This window comes from Thalassovita mediterranea (assembly GCF_001458435.1).
GTDB classification, from domain to species: domain Bacteria; phylum Pseudomonadota; class Alphaproteobacteria; order Rhodobacterales; family Rhodobacteraceae; genus Thalassobius; species Thalassobius mediterraneus.
In genome coordinates, this window is sequence record NZ_CYSF01000012.1 from 122,179 (window position 1) to 139,705 (window position 17,527).

The window sequence follows — 17,527 nt, forward strand, 5'->3', positions numbered from 1 at the left end:
AATAGGATGGGGTCACTCTCCTAACGGCACCGTTACCCCGATCATCGGACCCACGGGAAACCCGATATCCGCGCGGCCCTGCGCGGGGATGTAGATGCGTGACACCTTCCCATCCAGAAATAGTGCGTTGGGCAGTTTTAGATGATCGCGGAACAACAGGCCGAAATCGTGAAAATTCACCCGCGCATCCGAAATCGCAAAGACCACACGCCGCCCGTCGGCAGAGGTGCCAACACCATTGCGCAGAAAGCGAGAAGTGCCATCGGGGATGAAGCGGGGATGCAACTGCCCGTCAATCACCAGCATCGGCCCTGATTGGGTGGCATAGCGGCAAATGGGCCGTTCATCGGCAAAGCGTAGGGTTTCCAGCACATCGGCGCGGCCATCGCGGATGCAGAACACGCCATTGGGCAACAGGCCAAAGTTGCCATCGCTGGCACCCGTTAACAGGCGGGTTTGTTCCACCCCATCCTCAATATACAGCCCGACAGGCGCGCGGTCGGGGTGATACATGCCGCCGTTCATCGCAAAGCTCAGCACGCGTCCCTCATTCGCCAGCATCTGATCAATGCGACCATAGCTGCCCAGCAGCCCACGGGAATCACTGTGAAACAGGCGCAGATCGTCAGAGGCAGGATCGACCTCACACACTGTATAAGGCGTGCCCAAATAAGAAAGGCGCTGGCAATCCAGCGCCCTTGCAGGGGATGCAATAACAGTGAGCGCCAGCATCAACAGGGGAAGAAACCGGCGCATCCCAGCTTAGCTTTCGTCTGCTTCGCCGTCAGTGTCGCTATCCGGCTTGTCCAGATCGCGGCGCACGTCTTCGCGGTTCAGCAGCGCGCGGGTTTCATCCATCCGGTCAAAGGAGGTGTCGACCTTGAACCGCAGTTCCGGCGCGTGTTTCAGGCCACATTTGCGGCCGATCAGGCGGCGCAACTCGCCCTGGTTGCGGGCCAGAATTTTGACCGCCTCATCCCCGTCTTTGCCGCCCAGTGGCAGCACATAACAGGTCGCGACGCGCAGGTCCGAGGTGATCTGCACCTCGCCCACCGTGATCGACATGCGGGCAAGCGCATCATCATGCACCTCACCCCGCATCAAGAGGTCAGACATCGTCCGGCGGATCAACTCGCCGACGCGCAATTGCCGGGTGCTGGGCCCGGCGCCATATGAATTTCCTTTGGCCATAGGCTGCATCTAAGGCGTCATGGCCCCTTTGCCAAGCGGGCAATGCTGGTCTATGCAGGCAAAAACCAAGTTTTCAGGAGTTTCGAAGTCATGACCAACTTGCCGGGAATCGTCATCACGGGTGCATCGGGCCGTATGGGGCAGATGCTGATCAAGACCGTGCTGGACAGCGACAAGGCCAAGCTGGTCGGCGTGGTGGAGCGCACTGGCCACGATTGGGTGGGCCGCGATGTTGGCGCTTGCATGGGTGGGGCAGACGTTGGGGTGAGTGTCACCGATGACGCGCTGGCGGCCTTTGCACAGGCGCAGGCGGTGATTGATTTCACCGCGCCTGCCGCGACGGTGGAATTTGCCGCATTGGCTGCGCAGGCGCGTGCGGTGCATGTGATCGGCACCACCGGTATGGACGACGAACACCTCGCCAAACTGAACGCCGCATCGCGTCATGCAACGATCATCCGCGCGGGCAACATGTCGCTGGGTGTGAACCTGCTGGTGCAGCTCACGAAAAAGGTTGCCGCCGCGCTGGATGAGGATTTCGATATCGAAGTGATCGAGGCGCACCATAACCAAAAGGTCGATGCACCCTCTGGCACCGCCTTGATGCTGGGTGAGGCCGCTGCCGAAGGGCGCGGCGTGGATCTGGCGGATGTGCGCGATTCGGGCCGTGACGGCATCACCGGCGCGCGCAAGAAAGGCGATATCGGCTTCACCGCGATCCGTGGTGGCGACATCGTTGGTGAACATGACGTGCTGTTTGCCGCTGCGGGTGAACGCATTGTGCTGCGCCATCTGGCCACCGATCGCGCCATTTTTGCCCGTGGGGCGCTGAAGGCGGCGCTTTGGGGGCAGGGCAAGGCGCCCGGTGAATATGATATGATTGACGTGCTGGGCCTCTGACCCACCGCGTACACAACTTGGCACAGATCTTGCGGGGTGGGGGCGATGTTCCTCACCCCGTGGTTTTTCCAAGATGCTGCGCACCTGCCTGTTTCTGCTAAGCTTTGTCCCCCTTGCTACCCTCGTGCTGCCGCCGGTGCCGCAGGCGCAGGCCGAAGGGTTCTTTACCATGAAGGACCGTGAGGATTTCCTGCTGCAAATGTCGGGGAAATATATCAGTCAGACCGGCCTATGGATGCGGTTTGACGATCTGGGGCAGGTGAAGGGTCGTGTTTGGGGGCGGCCTTTGCTGGGCAATTGGGAATGGCGCGACGGGCAACTGTGCAAGCGTGTGTTCCACGGCACCATTGATCAGGGCGAGACCTGCGGAATTGTGCGGTCTAGCGGCGCGACGCTGTATATCGTGCCAGACAAGGGACAGGGCGAGCGCGAACGCTATAGCATTGGGATGGATTGATCCCGATACGCCCTGCGCCAGCGATTAGAAATCGACCGCGATGCCCTTCTTTTCCCAGTCGCCATAGCGCACGGGTTCAGGGCCATCACGCCCACCCAGCTCTTTGGGCAGCGCCTCGGCTTCGGCGGCTTTCTTGCGGCGCTCTTCTGCCTCGGCCAGCGCGCGCTGGGCGGCGGGGGGCAGGTTTTTCTCAATCTCGCTCATGCATGCGTCCTTTCTAAGGAACTATAGCGCTGATATACGCCCCTCACGCGCCAAGGCAAAGAGGCCGAAGGATTATCATATGCCCAAACCCCCAGAAAACCGTCGCTCCGGCACTCTCACAAGCCGCCCTCAGGGCAAGGCTGCTGGTAAATCCCCCAGTAGATCTCCTGCCAAGACGTCCGGGAAAGGGCCCGGAAAACCCGGTAGACCTGTTGGCGACCCGTTTGGCAAACCGCAGGGGAAGCGGCCTGGTAAACCTCACGGTAAATCCATGGGTAAACCGATGGGCAAGTCCAGCGGCCGGCCGGGTAACCGGCCACAGCGCAAGCCGCAAACTGAGCGCGTTGAGCGTAGCGAGGGAATGGTGCCGACCTTTGTGGGCAAGCCAACGCCGCGCGCTGCTGCGCTTCACCTGCTGACGCAGATCCTGGGCGAGGGGCGTTTGCTGCCGGAACTGTTGGGCGCTGGCGCGCTGGACCGGTTGGAACCCGCAGATCGCGCTCGTGCCCAGCGTTTGACGCTGGAGGTGTTGCGCAATCTGGAACGGGCGGATCGTGTGCTGAAGAAACACCTGCGCAAGGCACCGCCGCTGCGGGTGCAGAATATCCTGCGCATCGGCGCGTTGGAATTGTGTACCGGCGGTGATGCTCACGGCGTGGTGAATGAGGCCGTGGCGCTGACCGCTGCGAACAAACGTACCCTTGGCCTGAAGGGTCTGGTTAACGCTGTCCTGCGCAAAGTCGCGGGCGAGGGTGAGGCCGAATGGGCCAAGCTGCGCACGCCGCGCCTGCCGCGCTGGCTGCGCGATCCCTTGGTGATGGCCTATGACGCTGAGGTGGTGTCGGCCATGGAGCGTGTGCATCTGACCGGTGCCCCACTGGATCTGAGCGCTAAGGGCGATGCGGCCCAATTGGCAGAGGCGGTGGGTGGTACGCTGTTGCCCACCGGATCGGTGCGGCTGGACAACGCGGGTCAGGTCTCGGCCCTGCCGGGGTATGAGGCGGGCGATTGGTGGGTGCAGGACGCCGCCGCCGCGCTGCCTGCGAAACTGCTGAATGCACAGGCGGGTGAAACCGTGCTGGACATGTGCGCCGCGCCGGGGGGCAAGACCATGCAGCTGGCCGCCGCTGGCGCCAAGGTCACGGCGCTGGACCTGTCGGAAACCCGCCTGGCGCGGGTTAGCGAAAACCTAGCGCGCACGGGACTGAGTGCTGAAGTCGTCGCAGGCGACGCGCTGGAACATCAGGGCAGCTATGACGCGGTATTGCTGGACGCGCCGTGCTCCGCGACCGGAACCATCCGGCGCCACCCCGATCTGCCGCTGGCGAAGGATGGGTCAGAATTCGGTGCGCTGATGGACCTGCAGGTGCAGATGATTGATCACGCCATGTCGTTGGTGAAACCGGGCGGACGGCTGGTGTTTTGCACTTGTTCGCTGCTGCCCGATGAGGGCGAATGTCAGGTCGAAGAGGCGCTGGAGCGGAACCCGGACTGGCAGGTGGACCGCAGCGCACTCGACCAGCCCGGCATCGACCCCAGCTGGATCACCGAAGAAGGCGGCCTGCGCCTGCGACCCGACTATTGGGCCGATCAGGGCGGCATGGACGGATTTTACATGGCCAGCCTGCGCCGCAAGGCCTGATCCCCTATTAATCGCATGAAAACAAAAGCCCCGCGTCGCAGAACCGACGCGGGGCTTTTTATTTGGCCTTTCGCGCTGGGCTTATTCGATCCCCTCGGGCTGACCAACAACTACAAAGGTTAGCGTGTCAGGGTCCAGCAGCCGTTTGGCCACGCGGTTTACATCCGCCAGCGTCACGGCATTGACCTTGTCGTTGCGGGTTTCGATGTAGTCCAACCCCAGACCCGAGGCCTGCATGCCTACCATGATGTTGGCGATGGAGGCGTTGCTGTCAAAACGCAGCGGGTAGGCGCCTGTCAGATAGGTTTGCGCATCGCGCAGCTCTTTCTCTGTGACGCCGGTCGCTGCCGCTTTGGCCCATTCATCGCGGATCACGTCGATCGCTTCGCCGACGCGGTCATTGGCTGATGCGACAGACCCCATCCACAACACCGCCTGATCTTTGTCCACCAAGAAGGTCGAAACGCCATAGGTCAGTCCACGTTTTTCGCGCACTTCCTGCATCAGACGGCTTTCAAAGGAACCACCGCCCAAAATGTGATCCAGCACAAAGGCGGCAAAGAAATCAGGGTCATCACGTTCGATGCCCGCCTGCGCAAACAGGGCCACGGATTGCGGCGTTTCAAATTCCACCACTTGCGCGCCGCCGGGCAGGTTGGTCGCCGCTGGCCCCGGCAGGGCAGTTTCGGCCTTTGGCAGATCCCCCAGCAGGTCATCCATCAATTGTGCCAGCTCCGGCGCGGTGATGTCACCAACCGCGGAAATATAGACGCGATCACGGGTCAGCGCATTTTTATGCGCGGTCAGCAGATCATCGCGGCTGAGGGCCGCAACTGTGTCCAAGGTACCCGATTGCGGCAGGCTGTAGGGGTGATCGCCAAACAGCAGTTGATCCATTTCACGGCTGGCAATGTCGCGCGGTGATTTCAGATCAGATCGGATGCCTGACAGCACCTGTTCGCGCACCCGTTCCACCGCATCCTCGTCAAATCGCGGCGCCACGAGGGATCCACGCAGCAGCGCCAGCGCCTCGTCCTTGTTTTCGCTCAGGAAACGGGCAGAGACGGTGACCGTATCGTCATAGGCGCCATAGTCGAAGGAGGCAGCCAGCCCTTCGACCGCGCGGGCAAAACCGCGGGCGTCCAGATCACCCGTGCCCTCCTCCAGCAGGCCGACCATCAGGTTGGTGGCACCGGTTTTGCCGGGCAGGTCCAGCGATGTGCCACCCTGAAAGCGTAGTTCCAGCGCGACAAAGGGGATCGAGGGCTCTTCGACCAACCAAGCGGTCAGGCCACCCTCAGAGGTCACAGGTTTGATGTTGACCGCTGCAGCAGCGGGGGTGACGAGGGCAAATGTTGTGATCAGGCTCAGCGTTAGTTTGCGCAGCATGGGTTCAACCCTCCTCTGCCATCAGCCATCCGGTAACGGATGTTTTGGGATTCAGCACTTTGCGGGCGGCTTCCATGACATCTTCGGCGGTGACCGCCTGTAGGATCTCGGGCCATGCCTGCACATCCGCAACCGTCAGCCCTTGGGTCAGGGCACGGCCGTAGCGGTTGGCCAGTCCCTGCACGTCATCACGGGCGTAGATTTCAGCCGCGCGGATCTGGGTTTTGATCCGCTCCAGATGGGCTGGATCAACGCCTTCGGTCAGGAAGTCCGCCAGTACGCGGTCCATCGCCTCCTCTGCCTCTTGCAGGCTTACACCGGGGGTGGGCACCACCACCATGTCGAAGGTCGTCGCATCCAGCGATTGCCCGTTGTAGAACGCGCCCGCATAAACGGCGGTCTGGGTGTCGAACTGTAGCTTTTCGGCCAGCACGGCGGTTTGTCCGCCGCCCAGAAGGTCCGCCAGAATGCGCAGCGCGGCGGCCTCTTTCTGATTGCCAGCGTTGCGTTCTGGCGCCAGATACGACCGGCTGACATAGGGCTGCGCCACACGCGGATCCGCAAAGGTCAAACGGCGTGCAGCGGTTTGCGGTGGTTCCTGACTGCGCAGACGTTCCTTTGGCAGGTCGGGGTTGGCGGGGATCACACCATAGTAGCGGTCCGCCAGCGCACGCACCTCATCAGGGGTGACATCGCCAGCGACGACCAAAATGGCGTTGTTCGGTGAGTAGTAGGTTTCATAAAATGACAAGGCATCCGCGCGGTCGAGGCTTTCCATCTCATGACGCCAGCCGATGATCGGCACGCCATAACGATGGTTCAGGTACTGCACGGCGCGTTTTTGTTCGCGAAACAGGGCGCTGGCGCTGTTTTCAACGCGTTGATTGCGTTCCTCTAGGATGACATCGCGTTCGGTGGCAATGTCTTCTTCGCTGAGGCGGATGTTGACCATGCGATCGCTTTCCATACGCATCATCAGTTCCAGACGATCGGCAGCAACACGTTGGAAATAAGCGGTGTAGTCAAAGCTGGTGAAGGCGTTGTCGCTACCGCCGTTTTGCGCCACGGTGGCGGAAAACTCGCCGGGGGCCAGGGTATCGGTGCCCTTGAACAGCAGGTGTTCCAGAAAATGGGCCACGCCTGACTGACCGACCGGTTCATCGGCGGATCCGGCGCGATACCACAGCATGTGAACAACGACGGGGGCGCGGTGGTCTTCGATCACCACCACCTCCAACCCGTTGTCGAGGGTGAAGTTACTGACGTGATCAGTCACATCCTCGGTTGCCGCCTGAACGGGGGCGCTGAAAACAACTAGGGCCGCCAGCGCGGCTGCGAAACGCTTCATCAAGCAATCCTCCTATGCTTGCGGTTAAGATACGCCGCAAACCCGCCACTGCAAGCGCGTGGCATTGCTGCTGACGCGGACGTGAGCCAGCGTCAGGTTAAAAATCTAGCAAGAAATCAGGTATGGATACGCCAGCTAGCTTAGTTGTTTGCTGGCGGTGCGGTTGGGGTCTGCACGCCAAATTCGCGCCATTTGCGTACTTCGACACTGGGATCGAGGGCAAAGTCACGATAGGCGCGGGCATAGCGGTCGGTTCTGACCAGCTTCAACTTCGTAAAGCGCGAGTTGAAGCGACGGAATTCTTCATCCTCGGCGGCCAGTACACCGCGGATGTCATCAGACATGCCATTGCGGCTGACGTGGTTCACCAGCGCAGAATCAACAGCTGGAATGCCATCGGCCTGTGCCAACGCAGTGGCGCGACCACCCAGAGCAGTGACGCCATCAGCCAACGGCGTGGCATCGGTCAGGTTGCTGCCGCCGGGCGTTGGGGTGGGCAAAGAGGCATAATCGGCAGGTTGCTGCAGCTCTTTGGACGGCAGCACCATAAATTCATCCGGTCCATCTGTGAACGAACGCAGATCACGCAGACCAATATCGCGGTTCTCACCCGAACACGCGGCCACGGTCAGTACAGCCATCAAACCTAGCAAAGCTCGCGGCATTGCCACCCTCCTGCAATTACTGTCCCTGTCTTAGCCGATGAAACTGCCGCCGTCACGTAGCCTTTTGTGAGCCACCCCAAAGGACCAGCCCAAAAGCGCCGATGAAAATGGCAATATCGGCAACATTGAACGCATAAGGGTTCGAAATCCCGCAGCATGTCATGTTGAGGAAGTCGGCAACCGCACCGTAAAGGAACCGATCCACCACGTTGCCCAGTGCGCCGCCGATCATTAGGCCAGCAGCGATCAAGCCCATGCGTCCCGGGCGATCTTTGTGCACCCAATAAAGCACGGCACCACATATCACAAAGGCCAGACCGATCAGCACCCATCGCGCCAGATCGCTGTTGCCGGACATCAGGCCGAAGTTGATGCCGGTGTTCCATGCCATGCGCAAATTCAAGAAAGGTGGCAGCACGTCGATCTCACCGCGCAGGCGCAGGTCGAGGTAATGAACCACGTAGTACTTGCTGGCTTGGTCCAGCAAAAACGTCCAGAAGCCCGTCCAAAATACGGTTGTCATCTGCCTATCCTCAATGTGGGGCCACTTTGGCGGGCCCTCTCATTTTCTATTTGTTTCCGGCAAGTGTACCACAAACCCGCCGGAAACAAGTGCTTTTTTAGCGTATACGTTTTTCCGCCTAAGGGGAATTTAGTGACGGAAGTGACGCATACCGGTCAAAACCATCGCCAAACCAGCCTCATCGGCGGCGGCAATCACCTCATCATCGCGCATCGAGCCACCCGGCTGGATCACGCAGGATGCACCTGCAGCGGCCGCTTCCAGCAGGCCGTCCGCGAAGGGGAAGAAGGCGTCAGACGCCACAGCGGAGCCTTTGGTCAGCGGTTCCGGCAGACCCATTGCGTCAGCCATACGCTCGGCCTTTTTCGCAGCGATCAGGGCACTGTCCAGACGGCTCATCTGACCGGCACCAACACCAACGGTCGCACCATCTTTGACGTAGACGATGGCGTTGGATTTGACGTGTTTCGCCACCTTCCACGCAAACAGCAGGTCGCGCATCTGTTCCGGCGTCGGGGCCAGTTTGGTCACAACCTTCAGGTCATCCATACCGATGAAACCGTTGTCGCGGTCTTGTACCAGCATCCCGCCCGACACCTGACGGTAGGCCAGACCTTTATCGCTGGTATCTGCCAGCGCGGGGGTGGTCAGCAGGCGCAGGTTCTTCTTCTTGGCGAAGATTTCACGCGCTGCGTCGTCGGCACCCGGGGCGATGACCACCTCGGTAAAGATCTCAGTGATCTTTTCAGCGGTGGCGCCGTCCAGCGGCTGGTTCAGGGCGATGATGCCGCCAAAGGCAGAGGTGCGGTCGCAATCAAACGCTTTGGAATAGGCCTCTTCCAGCGTCGCGCCGCGTGCGACACCGCAGGGGTTGGCGTGCTTGATGATCGCACAGGCGGGACCGTCTTTGGGCAGGAATTCCGACACCAGTTCAAACGCGGCATCGGTGTCGTTGATGTTGTTGTAGGACAGTTCCTTGCCCTGATGCTGCTGGGCAGCCGTAACGCCCGGACGGCCAGACCCATCGCTGTAGAACGCGGCACCCTGATGGCTGTTTTCACCGTAGCGCAGACCCTGCACGTAGGTGCCCGCGAACACGCGGCGGCGCGGGGTTTCTTCGCCAATTGCGCTGGCCATCCAGGTGGAGACAGCTGCGTCGTAGGCACCGGTGCGCGCATAGGCGATCTGGGCAAAACGCTGACGGAAGGCGTAAGTGGTCGCGCCGTCGTTGGCGTCCAGTTCCGCGATCAGATCGCTGTAATCTTCAACATCCACAACCGTGGTGACGAAGGCGTGGTTCTTGGCGGCGGCGCGGATCATCGCAGGGCCGCCGATGTCGATGTTTTCGATCATCTCGTCATAATCGGCACCACGGGCCAGCGCGGCCTCAAACGGGTAGAGGTTCACCACCAGCAGGTCGATGGCGCCAATGCCGTGTTCGTCCATCGCCGCCACATGCGCATCGTTGTCGCGCAGGGCCAGCAGGCCGCCGTGCACCTTGGGGTGCAGGGTTTTCACCCGACCGTCCATCATTTCAGGAAAGCCGGTCACATCAGCCACATCCACAACGGGGATGCCTGCGTCGCGGATCGCCTTGGCGGATCCGCCGGTGGACAGCAGTTCAACACCACGGTCGCTTAGCGCTTTGGCCAGGTCAATCAGACCGGTCTTGTCGGATACGGAAATCAGCGCGCGGCGGATGGCGTTGGGAGATGTCATAATTTGGGTAGCTCTCTGCTTGTTCAGGTCAGGTCCAGCTCTTCCCGGTTCAGATCGCGCACACTGATCGGCGTGTCTTGGGCCTTGGCAAGCGACCACCGGATGCGTGTCGCATAATCCATTGCGCGCCCAGATAAAACGATTTGTTTTGTTGCACGGGGCTTCAAACGCCCTTTTTCGAGGTAAACTGACGGTTCAAGCGCCATTTGTAGCGTGCCATCATGTCTGAACACCCACAATTCGCCGCTTTTCAGCGCGAGTGAGATTGCGCTGCCGCCCATGTCGACGGTTGCGTCTACTTCGGGATGCAGGTGGAACCGGATTTGGAACGGAATGCCCTGTAGGGTCACGCGATCCATTGCCTTATCAAATCGCTGTTTGTCGGCGCCTTCCAGCGCGACCAGCAGATCTTCTCCCGCCATGCCGCGACCATCAAAGGTCAGTTCAAGTGTGCGTGCATGGGTCAGGCCGTGGGTGCGGCCATAGCCGTCATGCCCGCCCTCGAACCGGATACCGTCCGGTGCCTGAGAAATTTGAACCGGTACACGGTTGGGCATCGCATCCAGCAGTTCTTCTCGGCCCGCGCGCGGTGCCAACCGTGAGGATGAGTATCCTTCGAGCGATAGGGTCGAATGACTGGGCGTTGCACGTCCGGCACGCCGCCAATCGCTGCCGAAGACGGCCCCTGATCCGCAGTTCACCACAAGCGGTCTGCGCCCGGAGGTGAGTTCCAGCGCCAATGTTGAAGCATGGCCATTGCCAGAGGCTTTGCCGTTTGGCGGTGGGGCTGCATCGACAATCACCGATGTGCGTCCGGCGCTAAGTCGGGCATAGCCCATCGAAAGGCCGTCGGGCATCCGTTCTTTGACACCAGAGGCAGCAAGCGCACCATCTAGCCGCCCGTCCAGCCCGCGTCCGCCACCGTGAAACCGCGCCAAACCGCCATCAGCATGTCGAAGGGTGCGCAGGGTTGGTGCGATGCGTTCGATGGCTGCTTGATGGTCTGGGTCGACAGGTTGCCCACTTTCCGAAAGTGCTGCTGCCGCCCAGCTGAGCAGGGTAAACACCTCCAGCAGTTCTTCGGGGTTGCGGGTCGGAATGCCGCCTTGTGCATCGACCTGTGTGCGGCATTCTTTGGCCAGCGCTTTAACTGCAGGGGCGACCTGTGCCTCCATCCCTTCGAGCGAGAGGCCTGCATATAGAAGTCCGGTCAATGCCTCAAACCGTGGCAAGCCGGGGGTGGTGGTGTGCCAACGGCGGCTGAGGAAAATCGCCTGATGGGCCAGTGTGCGGTAAAACGCCTCTGAGGCTTCGGCGTCCTGCCCGCGCAGTAGAAACAATGCGTGGTGTATCCAGCGTATGATCCGGCGGCCGGTCAAATCAGGTGTCCAGCCGGGGCCTGTGCCTTGTCCATAGGCGTCAATCCACGCCCAGACCCATTTAGCGGCCAAGTCACGGGTGCGCGGGTCGCCCACTGCGGCCAGATCATCCAGCCAGACACAGCCCTGCGTTTCCTCTTGCCACATTTGATCTGGGGGCGGGACGTCCCACAGTGTGGTGCCCTGCGCTTCGACAAGATGGCCTGCAAATAGGTAATTGCCAGCAAGCAGTTGTCGGCCACGTGCAAAGGTGCCGATGGTGCGCGGCTCGGGTTGGCTGACAAACCCTGTTGCGGGACGCGCGCGGGTTGCGCGGCGGGCATGCCAACGGTGCATCAACCGCGTATAGCGGGCGCCAAAACTTTGGGGGGGCTGGGATGTCGCCGCGTGCTGCTTTTGCGTCCGGTCGGACATGTGGTTTCTGCCTCTTGCGCCTCTGCCGTCACGAAGGTGGGGTCGTGAATTTTGCCTCACGATAACGCGCATTTGGCGCACCTGTCACCGCACAATTGCGTTTGATTGAAAAAGGGTGGGCAATCCGCCCACCCTGTTGATTTTTTGCCGTTTGCGAGTGCAGTCGGGTTTATTCGCCGTAAGGAATCCAGATGGTTTTCACCTCTGTCGCCGCCTCAAGGAAGGGTTTGCCCTGCCCGTCGGCGCCCAGCCAGTCGCGGCTTTCGCCGTTGTTGACCCAAGTGCGTTTGAGGTTGCTGGCACTTTCACGTTCCACCATTTCCGACAGGTCGGAGGAGGAGAAGCACCAGACAGCATCCACATCCATGTGCTTCGCCAGCGTGTCCGCCAGATCCGCGTGCGGGCCGGTCAGGATGTTGACCACACCACCCGGCACATCAGACGTGTCGAGGATCTGATAGAAATCCGTCGCCGCCAGCGGGAATGCCTCGCTCGCCGCTAGAACAACCCGGTTGCCCATCGCAATCGCCGGTGCCATGGCCGAGATGAGGCCCAGAAGAGGCGCTTCATCAGAACAGATCGCACCGATCACACCCACCGGTTCCTTCATCGACAGGGCGACACCACGGATCGGCACGCCTTTGGCCGCGCCATCGTATTTGTCGGCCCATGCGGCATAGGTGAACAGACGTTGGATCGACGCCTCCACCTCTTGCGCACCATCCTTGCCGCCGGTCAGATCGTTGATCCGTTTGGCAAACTCCTCAGAACGGGCGGAGAGGTTTTCGGCGATGTAATAGAGGATCTGCGCCCGCAGGTGACCGGTGGTTTTACCCCACGCCTTGGCACCACGCGCAGCCTCAACCGCGTTGCGCACGTCCTTGCGGCTGGCAATCGGCACCTCGCCCAGATGTTTACCTTGTTTGGACCAGATATCGCGGGAATAGCCGCTATCAGGACGTGCCTGCTTGCCACCGATATAAAGCTTCGCCGTGCGGTCCACGCCCATTGGGGCAACCTCGGATCCGGTGAACGCTTCGACCTTTTTCAGCGGTTTGGTTTTGCGGATCGGTTTGGTGTAGGCGCTCAGACCTTCCCAGCCGCCTTCACGGCCAAAACCACTTTCGCGCACACCGCCAAAGCCTGCGGCGGCATCAAACATGTTGGTGCCGTTGATCCAGACCACGCCAGCGGCCAATTTCGGGGCGATGTCTAGCGCAAGGTTCACGTTTTCGGTCCACAGCGTCGCCGCCAGACCGTAGCGGGTGTTGTTCGCCAGCTCGACCACCTCTGCCTGCGTGCGGAAGGTGGAGGTGACCAGAACGGGGCCAAAAATCTCTTCCTGCATCAGCGGATCAGCGGGGCTGAGGCCGGAGATGAGCGTCGGCGGATAATAACAACCGTTTGCAGGCAGATCACCCGTAGCGCGGTAAACCTCACCACTGTCGCAGGCATCAACCATCGACGTCACGGTCTGCAACTGCACCGGATCGGCCAAGGCGCCCATGTCGATGCATTTGTCCATCGGATTGCCAACGCGCAGCTTGTCCATCCGCGCCTTCAGCTTGGTATGGAACTGATCAGCGATGCCTTCCTGCACCAACAGGCGCGATCCTGCACAGCAGACTTGGCCCTGGTTAAACCAGATCGCATCCACCAGACCCTCGATCGCGCTATCAATGTCAGCGTCGTCAAAGACGATGTAGGGGGATTTTCCGCCCAGTTCCAACGTCAGACCCTTACCCTGCCCAGCGGTGGCGCGACGGATGTGACGGCCAACAGAGGTGGAACCGGTGAAGGCCACCTTGTCGATACCTGCGTGCGTGGTGATCATTTCGCCCACCGCGCCGTCGCCGGTCACGATGTTGACCACACCCTTGGGCAGGCCTGCCTTGCGGCAGATATCCGCAAAACACAGAGCGGTCAGCGAGGTGTATTCGGCCGGCTTCAGCACCACGGTGTTGCCCATCGCCAATGCCGGCGCGACCTTCCATGCCAGCATCAACAGCGGGAAGTTCCACGGGATCACCTGACCACAGACACCCAGCGCCTCACGGCCCGGCAGCTCATCCGCCATCAGCTGCGCCATGCCCGCGTGGTGGTAGAAATGACGCTGCACCAGTGGAATATCGATGTCGCGCGCTTCGCGGATCGGCTTGCCGTTGTCCAGCGTTTCTAGAACCGCCAGCAGGCGCGAATGTTTCTGCAGCAGGCGGGCAAGCGCATACAAATGCTTGGCGCGGCCATGGCCGCCCAGCTTGGCCCATTTCGGCTGTGCCTTGCGCGCAGCGGCAACGGCAGCGTCTACATCCGCTTGGGTCGCTTGGCTGAGCGTGGCAAGGGTTTCGCCGGTGGCAGGGTTCTTACTGTCAAACCCATCGCCCGGCGTGGTGAAGGTGCCGTCGATGAAGTGGCCAAAGCGGTCGCCCTGATCCACCAGCCATGCCAGCGCGTCAGCGGCGGATTCTGGGGCGGGGCCGTAATCCATGGTTTCAAAGATCTCTTTAACGGTCATTGTTGTGACTTTCTGTGTCGATCTGGGGCACGCGGCCCTTATGCCATTGCGTGACGGTTGCTGGCCGAATAGGCGCCGGTGACGTGGTGTTCCAACTGGCGTTCAATGTCGCCAAGGAGGGAGGAGGCGCCAAAGCGGAACAGGTCCGGTTGCAGCCAGCGATCGCCCAGCTCTTCCTTGATCAGGGCCAGATAGGTGATCGCGTCCTTGGCCTTGGAAATCCCGCCAGCGGGTTTGTAGCCCACGCGGTAACCAGTGCGGTCATAGTAATCACGGATCGCGCGGATCATTACCAGTGACACGGGCAGCGTCGCGTTAACACTTTCCTTCCCGGTGGAGGTTTTGATGAAATCAGCCCCCGCCATCATGCAAATGAGCGAGGCACGCGCAACGTTGCGCAGAGAACCTAGTTCGCCCGTAGCCAAAATTGCCTTCACATGCGCCTCACCGCAGGCTTCGCGGAAGGCCACCATTTCATCATACAGCGCCTGCCAGTTCTGGCTAAGGACATGACGGCGGGAAATGACGATGTCGATCTCCTTCGCGCCAGCCTTCACGCTTTCACGGATTTCTTCGACCCGCAGGTGGAACGGGGAAAGGCCAGCCGGAAAACCGGTGGACACGGCGGCGACCGGAATGCCGGTGCCTTTCAGGGCGGCAACAGCGCTTTCGATCATGTCGTGGTAGACGCAGACCGCACCGGTGGTGATGCCCTCAACACCCAGTTCATCCAGAATGTCGGCGCGTACTGGCGTTTTCGCCTTGGCACACAGACGGGCGACCCGGCCCACGGTGTCATCGCCGGACAGGGTGGTCAGGTCGATGCAGGTGATCGCCTTGAGGAGCCACGCGGCCTGATAGTCTTTCTTGACTGAACGGCGACCGGGCAGGCTGGCGCAGCGGCGTTCGATGGCAGAGGTGTTGGCCTGCACCCGCGCGACCCAATCAAGGTCAAGCGGCATGCCGGGGTTGCGGGGTTCATGCAGCTGCGGCAGTTGCGCATTGGACTGCGCGTCCAGCTGATCTGTGGTCTGTTCTTGAGCTGTTGTCACCTTGTCCTCCGTGGACTGCGGTTGGGGATCAATTCGGGAATAGGGTCTTTGGGGCGCTTAGCCGTCAGCGATTGCGCCGTTACAGGCGATCATGCCCTGTTGTTGCAGGTCGTGCAAATCACGGTGTTCCATCATCAGGTGCTGGCTGGCAAAGGCCGCTTTGTATGCGGTGCTGAGGGGACCTGTGGCAATCAGCGCCACCCGTTGGCCCAGCCAATACGGTCGTGTCGCCGCCAGTTCCGCGCCCAGCAAATGGCCCAGAGTGGCGGCGGCATCTTCGGCCACCTGTGCGCTGGACAGTTGCGTTGCCAACCGTTCGGGCCGTGACAGCGTGTCGCTAAGAGCATCAGTGTCGAGCGTTTCACTACCCTCTGCGCCAAGGCTGCGGGCGAGCGATGGGGTCAGGTAGCTTTGGAAACTCACCGCCTCATCGGCGCTGATCTGGACCCAGTGACTTTGATCGCCATCCACCACACAGGCGACGCCGTCAAAATCCTTGGCCGCGCGACACAGACCGGCCAGCGCCAACCGGCTGCTCATCGGCAATAGGCCAAGCGGTTGTGTCTGGCTCAGCGCGCCACCGGGGGCGGGGCAGATCACTTTGGCCGGAACCGGCTGGCTGGCCGCACCACCGAAGGTGATGATCTGCGGCGCAGAACTATCCGCGCGCGCCACCCCCTGCGGGGTATCGCCCGAAAACCGCCACGCGAGGCGGGTGTCGTGGTCTGCAACCACACCGATCCAGTCTGAATTCTCCATGTATCGCTCTTATGTTTTATTGACCAAAGGGTCAATGTTTGCGCTGCCAAACGGGCACGGGGCCGGAAAACCCCACACTCTACAATGACTTTTGTGTCGTCCAAATAACAGCTTGGCACGCGGCTGTTCGACGGCGAAAATTGCCTGTTGGCAGCGCCAGCTTAGCGGCTCGATGTCAGTTTCAGGAATACATCTTCCAGGTCTGCTTCTTCGATCCGCAGGTCGCGAATCTGGATTCCGGCAGAATGCGCGATGTTAAGGACCGCTTCGGCGCTGGTTTGTTTGGCATGATAAGACAGTGCCAGCGCGCCATCGGGGCGCAGTTGGGTAGTGACGTCGGGGTGTTCGGGCAGCGTGGTGATCGGCGCTTCTGGGTGGATCACCATGGTTTTGGCATCAATTTGGCCCATCAGGTTTGCCTTAGTATCGCGGGCAACCACTTCGCCCTGATTGATGATGGCGATTTCATCACACATCTCCTCGGCTTCTTCGAGGTAATGGGTGGTCAGGATGATGGTCATGCCCTGTTCATTCAGCTTGCGCACGTTGGACCACAGCATCTGGCGCAGCTCGATGTCTACGCCCGCAGTTGGTTCGTCCAGCACCAGTACATGCGGCGCATGTACCAGCGCCTTACCCAACAACAGTCGCCGTTTCATCCCGCCAGACAGGCTGCGGGCATAGGCGTTTGCCTTATCCTCCAGCCCGATCAGGCGCAGGATTTCGGCTGTGCGGCGTTCGTTTTTTGGCACACCATAAAGGCCCGCCTGCACCTCAAGCGAGCCGCTCGGGGTAAAGAATGGGTCCATGTTCAGTTCTTGCGGCATCACCCCGATAGAGGCGCGCGATTGTCGTGGGTTCACATCCTGATCAAAGCCCCAGATCGTCACCTGACCGGATGTCTTGGTCACCAGACCTGCCAGAATATTGATCAGCGTAGATTTGCCCGCACCATTCGGACCCAGCAGACCAAAGACCGACCCACGCGGCACGTCCAGATCAATGCCCTTCAGCGCGTGTTTCTCTGGCGCACCTTTGCTACCGCGATACGTCTTGGTCAGATTGCGGATTTCAATGGCGTTGTCGCTCATGGCTGGTCTTGCCCCTGCTGGTGGTATCGCTCATAACAGCACCTAGTAGTTTTGCAGCCAAAAGGAAACGTCCCCCATGACGACCCAAGCGCCAGAGACCAAAATCGTCGAAAAGTCCAAGATCGCCTGTGACGGCGGCGAAGGGGCATTGGGACATCCCCGCGTCTGGCTGCAAATCCCTGAGGCTGACGGTTACGTCGAATGCCCCTACTGCGACGCGAAATACGTGCTGAAAGGCGGCGCGGCTGATCAGGGCTAAGGTTCTGTTCACCCTGCGGC

17 protein-coding genes are annotated in these 17,527 nt (G+C 60.6%); 4 read left to right on the plus strand and 13 right to left on the minus strand.

The window, feature by feature from the left end; translation table 11 throughout:
• Positions 1-12: 12 nt before the first annotated feature.
• Positions 13-756 (minus strand): phosphodiester glycosidase family protein, encoded by a 744-nt coding sequence (locus TM5383_RS11800; protein WP_058319241.1) that lies wholly within the window; start codon positions 754-756, stop codon positions 13-15.
• 6 nt (positions 757-762) lie between these two features.
• Complete coding sequence (rbfA, locus tag TM5383_RS11805) at positions 763-1,191, minus strand: 30S ribosome-binding factor RbfA (protein WP_058319242.1); 429 nt, start codon at positions 1,189-1,191, stop codon at positions 763-765.
• Positions 1,192-1,281: 90 nt separating this feature from the next.
• On the opposite strand from rbfA, the gene dapB reads away from it, so the two are divergent.
• Positions 1,282-2,091 (plus strand): 4-hydroxy-tetrahydrodipicolinate reductase, encoded by an 810-nt coding sequence (dapB, locus tag TM5383_RS11810; protein WP_058319448.1) that lies wholly within the window; start codon positions 1,282-1,284, stop codon positions 2,089-2,091.
• Positions 2,092-2,164: 73 nt separating this feature from the next.
• A complete protein-coding gene (locus TM5383_RS11815) occupies positions 2,165-2,548 on the plus strand; it encodes a hypothetical protein (RefSeq protein WP_058319243.1) in 384 nt (127 codons plus the stop codon).
• A gap of 24 nt (positions 2,549-2,572) precedes the next feature.
• On the opposite strand, the gene TM5383_RS11820 is transcribed toward TM5383_RS11815, so the two are convergent.
• Positions 2,573-2,752, minus strand: a complete 180-nt coding sequence (locus TM5383_RS11820; protein WP_058319244.1) for a DUF1674 domain-containing protein — start codon at positions 2,750-2,752, stop codon at positions 2,573-2,575.
• Between the two features lie 361 nt (positions 2,753-3,113).
• Here TM5383_RS11820 and TM5383_RS11825 point away from each other — a divergent pair, with 361 nt between their 5' ends.
• Positions 3,114-4,394, plus strand: coding sequence for an RsmB/NOP family class I SAM-dependent RNA methyltransferase (locus TM5383_RS11825; protein ID WP_058319449.1), 1,281 nt, complete (start codon positions 3,114-3,116; stop codon positions 4,392-4,394).
• Positions 4,395-4,475: 81 nt separating this feature from the next.
• Here the strand turns inward: TM5383_RS11825 and TM5383_RS11830 are convergent, their stop codons facing one another.
• From TM5383_RS11830 to TM5383_RS11875, 10 genes are all read right to left on the minus strand, one after another.
• Complete coding sequence (locus TM5383_RS11830) at positions 4,476-5,783, minus strand: M16 family metallopeptidase (protein WP_058319245.1); 1,308 nt, start codon at positions 5,781-5,783, stop codon at positions 4,476-4,478.
• A 4-nt stretch (positions 5,784-5,787) separates the two neighbouring features.
• Positions 5,788-7,131: a M16 family metallopeptidase gene (locus TM5383_RS11835; protein WP_058319246.1), complete on the minus strand. Its 1,344-nt coding sequence runs from the start codon at positions 7,129-7,131 to the stop codon at positions 5,788-5,790.
• A 140-nt stretch (positions 7,132-7,271) separates the two neighbouring features.
• Positions 7,272-7,796: a DUF3035 domain-containing protein gene (locus TM5383_RS11840; RefSeq protein ID WP_058319247.1), complete on the minus strand. Its 525-nt coding sequence runs from the start codon at positions 7,794-7,796 to the stop codon at positions 7,272-7,274.
• Between the two features lie 52 nt (positions 7,797-7,848).
• Complete coding sequence (gene lspA, locus TM5383_RS11845) at positions 7,849-8,319, minus strand: signal peptidase II (RefSeq protein ID WP_058319248.1); 471 nt, start codon at positions 8,317-8,319, stop codon at positions 7,849-7,851.
• A gap of 129 nt (positions 8,320-8,448) precedes the next feature.
• Complete coding sequence (gene purH, locus TM5383_RS11850) at positions 8,449-10,038, minus strand: bifunctional phosphoribosylaminoimidazolecarboxamide formyltransferase/IMP cyclohydrolase (protein ID WP_058319249.1); 1,590 nt, start codon at positions 10,036-10,038, stop codon at positions 8,449-8,451.
• 23 nt (positions 10,039-10,061) lie between these two features.
• Positions 10,062-11,753 (minus strand): heparinase II/III family protein, encoded by a 1,692-nt coding sequence (locus tag TM5383_RS11855; RefSeq protein WP_082645480.1) that lies wholly within the window; start codon positions 11,751-11,753, stop codon positions 10,062-10,064.
• Positions 11,754-12,000: 247 nt separating this feature from the next.
• Positions 12,001-14,346 carry an aldehyde dehydrogenase family protein gene (locus tag TM5383_RS11860; protein WP_058319251.1) on the minus strand — a complete coding sequence of 782 codons (2,346 nt, stop codon included), beginning with the start codon at positions 14,344-14,346 and terminating at the stop codon, positions 12,001-12,003.
• Between the two features lie 38 nt (positions 14,347-14,384).
• Complete coding sequence (gene deoC / locus TM5383_RS11865; RefSeq protein WP_058319450.1) at positions 14,385-15,365, minus strand: deoxyribose-phosphate aldolase; 981 nt, start codon at positions 15,363-15,365, stop codon at positions 14,385-14,387.
• Positions 15,366-15,455: 90 nt separating this feature from the next.
• Positions 15,456-16,157 (minus strand): 2-dehydro-3-deoxygalactonokinase, encoded by a 702-nt coding sequence (locus TM5383_RS11870; protein WP_058319252.1) that lies wholly within the window; start codon positions 16,155-16,157, stop codon positions 15,456-15,458.
• Positions 16,158-16,318: 161 nt separating this feature from the next.
• Positions 16,319-17,248: an ABC transporter ATP-binding protein gene (locus TM5383_RS11875; RefSeq protein WP_058319253.1), complete on the minus strand. Its 930-nt coding sequence runs from the start codon at positions 17,246-17,248 to the stop codon at positions 16,319-16,321.
• A 76-nt stretch (positions 17,249-17,324) separates the two neighbouring features.
• Between TM5383_RS11875 and TM5383_RS11880 the strand changes: the two genes are divergently transcribed.
• Positions 17,325-17,507, plus strand: a complete 183-nt coding sequence (locus TM5383_RS11880) for a zinc-finger domain-containing protein (protein WP_058319254.1) — start codon at positions 17,325-17,327, stop codon at positions 17,505-17,507.
• Positions 17,508-17,527: the final 20 nt, after the last annotated feature.